Here is a 5,392-nt window from a genome sequence, read left to right on the forward strand (position 1 = left end):
AAAAACCTTGTTGAATAAGGTTTTTAGACTTTTTTCCCCCCAAAAAGTGCCGACCATTGGAGTGATCGGGGAAAAATTCAGTTACTTTTTCTCTGAAAATTAGGTAGTTGACCACCTGAAAATGGGTAAAACCCCACACCCTACCCCCACGAAAAACTTTTTCAGCAAACCCTAAGTAGTCGTGCCAAATTAATTTCCTCAACCTTGACGAGAAATTCTGTAAACTTCGATCAAAAGCTGCGTAAATTCTGTATTTTCTCTGGAAGTCTTAGATATAGCCTTTAGAATTGTGATCGTAGCACTAGGCTAATTCAGATCAATTAAACTTCTTCCTCACTCCCGACTTTGTTAGTATCATGAAACCTAACTCTGGCCGTAAACGTTTATTATCCCTGATATCTGCTGTTTCTTGTAGTTCCCTCTTGATTTTATCCCCTCTAGCCCAGAGAGCGCAAGCAGACGATATTACGGATGCCTTAGAAGCGGTAATTGAATATACGGCTCAATTACACCAGATCAATTTTAAGTATTTGTTAAGCAATGGCCCGATAACCACTCCCTGCGGCGTAATTTCCCTAGCGGCTTTCTGCACTGTAGATAATACAGTTTACGTCAATCTCAAGCAAGTCACTCGCATTAGTGATAATCCCCTATTTCCCCTTTACGCCGTCGCTCACGAGGCTGCTCACGCTGTTCAGTGGAATCGGGGTATCGGTGGCATCGATGAAGGTGGAATGAGCATCGGCATTGAATTACAGGCCGATTGTCTAGCGGGAGATACCCTTTCTTGGTTATTTACCGAAGCAAGAAGTTTATCCAAACAGGATTATATAATAGCAGGAAAACTTCTAGCGGAAGCGGCCTCGGAAGTGGGCGATTTTGAAGCTCCCAATAACTCCCACGGCACACCACAACAGCGAGGTGATTCGGTCCTGCAAGGATTCTATGGGGAAAATCATCAAGCCTGTATGCGTTAGCTAACAATCAAGGCTGTATTTCCCCTAGAATGCCTAAAAAAGCCTAAAAAACTACTGTAACCCTAACCAAGATAACAGACCTTGGCCAGTGAGATACTCGATCAACAGGGTGATCACAAAACCAATCATAGCGGCCCTACCGTTGAGGCGCTCGGCATAGTCATTAAAGCCAAATTTGGGATCTTCTAATTTGGGGGTTTGAGTCGGTTGTGGTTCAGTCATGATCTTTACAGGCGGTTTACATTTCTTTACTATTCTAGCGGAGTTAGAAGTTAGGTTGTAACTAATTTCTAACTCCTCCCTATTTGCCCTAATCCCGACCGTTAAGAGCGATTAAAAGGCGCAGAATAAAGATAAATAGGTTGATATAGGTCAAATACATCGATAAAGCAGCGCTGAGATACTGTTCATCTCTGTAGGTACGGGGCAAGATGTAAAAGTCCACCACTGCGGAGCCGGCAAACAAGAAAACTCCGATGCCAGAAATAGCGATTTCTAACCAGGTGGGAGTACCGCCACCAAAGATAGAGAAAATTAGCTGACCAATGAGAACAATAAAAAGAGCGAGAATACCGATGCTAACGGTTTGAGTCAGTGCTAAACCATCTTTTTCCGACAGATTCGAGCCGATATTCCGTCCCAACACAAAAGCGATGCCGCAACCGAGGGCAGCAATTGCCACTCCTCGCAAACCGACACCGGAAGTACCTAGGGCCACATAGACGATTCCACTGAGAGTATAGCCAGAAAGAAGGCTATAGAGAGTCAGCAGGGGCAGAGCAGTGCTTTTATTGCCGCTTTCCGCACTACTACGCGCGACAAAAAATAAAATAATCTCGGCAACTATGGCGACAAAGAAAGTCGGGAAGAAAATCTGGGGATAGGATTGGATCACACCTAAACCGCCATAGGTTCCCACCGCAGTCAAAATTAGACCGCCACCGAGATAGGGCAGGGCCTTGGGGATAACATTAGGGCCGATAAGTGCTTGGCTTTTAGCCTCGCGTAAAGCTTGACGAAAATTACTGGTATTACTCATGGTGACTAGGTTCGAGATACTTGTCTGAATCAATCTTGTTAAACAGAAACTATTCTTGATTAGTTCGTCAAGAATGCTGAATCGCAGGGAAGAAAAAAAAGTAATCTTCTCCTCCGCATCGATTCCCTCTTGATTGTAACGAAAAGACCAGGGATCTAGCTAAGTAGGTAGGTATTAAAAATTGTCAGATACCCTCCTTATCAAGGCGGGATCGGTACCCCCCTTATCAAGGGGGGATCCCCCCGCCTATCGGCACCCCCCTTATCAAGGGGGGCAGGGGGGATCGAACCGAAAATCCATTTTCTCCCCTCTTAACCGTTTAAGTTACCTTAAACCGAAGACCGATTCAAGGCGATCATCGCCCGTCAACTGGATATTTCCTGTTTTTATTAATTACAATCTTTTAGAGTATCCCCTGACCTAAAGCCAAACCTGTCACCAACATTCCTAACACTAGAAAAGGCTGGGCGCTGGCTTGATATTTGACATCATTTTTGAGCGGATCCCGCAGAAAATACATATCTTGGAAAGTGATCTGAGGGATAATTAATAACAGTAAAATAGCGGCATAAAGATTCTGATGAATACTAATCAGATAACCCGCAATTCCTGCTTGAAAAACATCGATCATAATCACACAAATCCAAGCAGCGGGCGTAATTCCAAACATGACTGGCAAGGATTTTAAGCCTAATTTTTCGTCACCTTCCACACTTTTAAAGTCGTTAACTACAGCAATGCCTAACCCCGCCAGACTATAGATGAGGGTTAGGATCATAATTGTCCCATTTAACTGACCAAAAAGGGCGTGACCTGCCCACCAAGGTAATGCTATATAACTAGCACCGAGGGCATAATTACCCAGCCAACCATTTTGTTTTAATTTTAAAGGTGGCGCTGAATAAATATAGGCAATAAAAGAACCAAATAGGGTTAAACAGAGCATGATCGGGAAATCATGACCGGCCCAGCGATCAAGAAGATAAGATATTCCTAACCCAGCCGCTAATAAAACCAAAATCTGGCTGACTACTTGCGGAATAGAAATCACCCCCGAAGGAATCGGACGGTAGGGTTCATTAATTGCATCGATTTCTCGATCGTAAAAATCATTTAAAGTTTGGGTATAACCAGTCATCAACGGACCGGAAAGTAACATACAGGTGGCTGCTTTTAAGACATCTTCTAAAGACCAAGTATAATTACCCGATGAAGCAGCCCCACAGACAACCCCCCAAATCAGGGGAATCCAAGTGATCGGCTTCATCAATTGTAAGCGGATTTTCCAGAGGGAGGTTTCTGCCGATGAGGCCCCTTTCATGCCCAATAATTGGCGAGTTTTGGCCCCCCGCTCGTCCTTGTTTTCTATCTCGGTGTTTGACATAATCCCTTAAAAAGAAATAATTAAGTAACCTTCTTGGAATTTTGCCCCTTTTACCGATCTTCCGGTTAGAGGCGGTGGTACATCAATATTACGCCGTTGATCCCCGGCTTCGATGGTTAATTCTGGACCCGATTGCGTCAGTTTTACCTGTTTTTTCTCGAATCCGGGTAAATAAACCTTGACCTGAGCGGCTGCCGTATCGATTATTAACGGTTTGGGCGGCTGCACCGTGAGAAAATTGGGTAAATCGGCGATTAACTCCTGCCAATCTTCTCCTTGACGGTAGGGTAAAATCGCCGCCGGCAGCGGGGCAAAATCCTCCGTGGCACTCTGACAGCGATTAAAAATCACTCCCCCCACATTTAAACCGATTTGCTGGGCCGCACCCCAAAGATATTTGGCCTCTGCGATCGCAATTGGATCATCATTGGTGACTAGATAGGCTAAAACTCGCCGAGGATCGGCTAAAGCGGAACGTCCCTCGTCTAAAATGTTATCATCGGCCTTCTTCCCTAAACCGTCGGGATTAAAGGAGAAATTCAGCACGGCAGCGGCAATCGGTTGGAAAAAGGGAGAAAGGGTGCGACCAATCTCGGAATCGCTGAAAACCTGCCGAAAACGCCGTAAATACCAGCCACCTACCTCTGGAATCGCCAACATTCTCAGACTGTTGATATCTCCGCTGCCGTCGTAGATGATGACATCGTAATTTCCGCTTTTATCCTGTTCCCGCAGGAAATTTAAAGCTAGAGCTTGATCCATTCCGGGTAAAATGCCCAACTCTTGACCATAAACATTTTTCAAGGTGGGAGAACGCAAATACTGCTTTTCCAATTCCTTGACTTCTTCCCAACTTTTTTCTAGTAACTGGGTACTACTAATCTGCACAACCGAGAGATTGGGAGCAATTTCCGTAATAGAGGAGCTAGGGGAGGCCTTGAGGAGTAATCCCCAAGCAGGGCCGGAATCTTGACCGATCAAGAGAACTTTTGACCCCAGACCAGCCATTTTCTTCGCCGAAGCGATCGCTATTGTACTGCGACCGCTGCCCCCCTTGCCCAAAAAGGTCAAAATTAAGGACATAATTAATTCCTAAGCGTTGTATTTAGATGAGTTTGAGTTCATCCTCAAAAAACCAAGTAGCGGTCTTATCATCGAACTGGACAACAGCACCAACACCGCTGCCATCGGTCATCTTAAAATTTTTGATGACACCCACTTTACCCAATTTACCCGCTACATCCGAGTTAACGCGGTCTCTTAAGCGACAGACCTTGACTTTTTGCCCGATTTCCATTACTTCCACAGTTTTAATAAGACGATAATTCAATAAACCAATCCTAAGTTTAATATAAATTCGTGTCAGATAAACCCCCCAATGCTCTTCAGTTATCGGTCTTTCTCAGATCATCTGCACTTAGCGATCATATATACTAGCAAAAAGGTTTTATTTGGTTTCTGGGGCAGCATTTTGCCGATTTTCCAGTTGTTCCCTTTGCTTGCGTTTAAACTCCTCGGCCGCTTCGTTGATATTATTGAGGCTGTCTTCCTGAAATTCCGATCCGTCCCGGCTACGGCGAAAATTACTATTATGAATCAAGTCTAAAGGATTAAAACCACCGAGATCATCCCTGCCATCGGAACTACGTTCATTTTTTTGATAATCCGGTTGACTGGGGTTCAAGCTTTGAGCTAACACTTGCGGACTAAAACCAGCCCCGACTAATAAAATAGTAGCTAGGAATAAAGACGATTTGATTAACATTTTTTGAGTATTCATAATCTAACTCCTCAGAAAATTAAGTGAGTAGGTGTTAAAAGTTGTCAGGCACCCCCCTTATCAAGGGGGGACTAAGGGGGGATCGGCACCCCCTTTATCAAGGGGGGACTAAGGGGGGATCGGCACCCCCCTTATCAAGGGGGGACTAAGGGGGGATCGGCACCCCCCTTATCAAGGGGGGACTAAGGGGGGATCGGCACCCCCCTTATCAA

8 protein-coding genes are annotated in these 5,392 nt (G+C 44.9%); 1 reads left to right on the plus strand and 7 read right to left on the minus strand.

Annotated features, from left to right (window positions below):
* Positions 1-190 (minus strand): hypothetical protein (locus IM450_RS22775; protein ID WP_425590346.1); only part of this gene is annotated, 190 nt, incomplete at its 3' end.
* A gap of 166 nt (positions 191-356) precedes the next feature.
* Here IM450_RS22775 and IM450_RS21135 point away from each other — a divergent pair.
* Positions 357-977, plus strand: coding sequence for a hypothetical protein (locus tag IM450_RS21135; RefSeq protein WP_002802688.1), 621 nt, complete (start codon positions 357-359; stop codon positions 975-977).
* A gap of 51 nt (positions 978-1,028) precedes the next feature.
* On the opposite strand, the gene IM450_RS21140 is transcribed toward IM450_RS21135, so the two are convergent.
* The 6 genes from IM450_RS21140 to IM450_RS21165 form a co-directional block, all read right to left on the minus strand.
* Positions 1,029-1,199 carry a high light inducible protein gene (locus tag IM450_RS21140; protein ID WP_002742489.1) on the minus strand — a complete coding sequence of 57 codons (171 nt, stop codon included), beginning with the start codon at positions 1,197-1,199 and terminating at the stop codon, positions 1,029-1,031.
* A gap of 88 nt (positions 1,200-1,287) precedes the next feature.
* Positions 1,288-2,016 carry a Bax inhibitor-1/YccA family protein gene (locus tag IM450_RS21145; protein ID WP_002802686.1) on the minus strand — a complete coding sequence of 243 codons (729 nt, stop codon included), beginning with the start codon at positions 2,014-2,016 and terminating at the stop codon, positions 1,288-1,290.
* 403 nt (positions 2,017-2,419) lie between these two features.
* The gene (gene chlG / locus IM450_RS21150) at positions 2,420-3,400 is read right to left on the minus strand and encodes a chlorophyll synthase ChlG (protein WP_287670434.1); all 981 of its coding nucleotides are present in this window, start codon (positions 3,398-3,400) and stop codon (positions 2,420-2,422) included.
* A 6-nt stretch (positions 3,401-3,406) separates the two neighbouring features.
* Entirely contained in the window at positions 3,407-4,483 is a 1,077-nt protein-coding gene (locus IM450_RS21155; protein WP_287670436.1) for a Get3/ArsA fold putative tail anchor-mediating ATPase NosAFP, read from the minus strand.
* 22 nt (positions 4,484-4,505) lie between these two features.
* The gene (gene petP / locus IM450_RS21160) at positions 4,506-4,697 is read right to left on the minus strand and encodes a cytochrome b6f subunit PetP (protein ID WP_002742483.1); all 192 of its coding nucleotides are present in this window, start codon (positions 4,695-4,697) and stop codon (positions 4,506-4,508) included.
* Between the two features lie 150 nt (positions 4,698-4,847).
* Complete coding sequence (locus tag IM450_RS21165) at positions 4,848-5,180, minus strand: hypothetical protein (RefSeq protein WP_002802673.1); 333 nt, start codon at positions 5,178-5,180, stop codon at positions 4,848-4,850.
* Positions 5,181-5,392 lie beyond the last annotated feature (212 nt).

Source organism: Microcystis sp. M083S1 (assembly GCF_020246405.1).
Classification (GTDB): domain Bacteria; phylum Cyanobacteriota; class Cyanobacteriia; order Cyanobacteriales; family Microcystaceae; genus Microcystis; species Microcystis aeruginosa_C.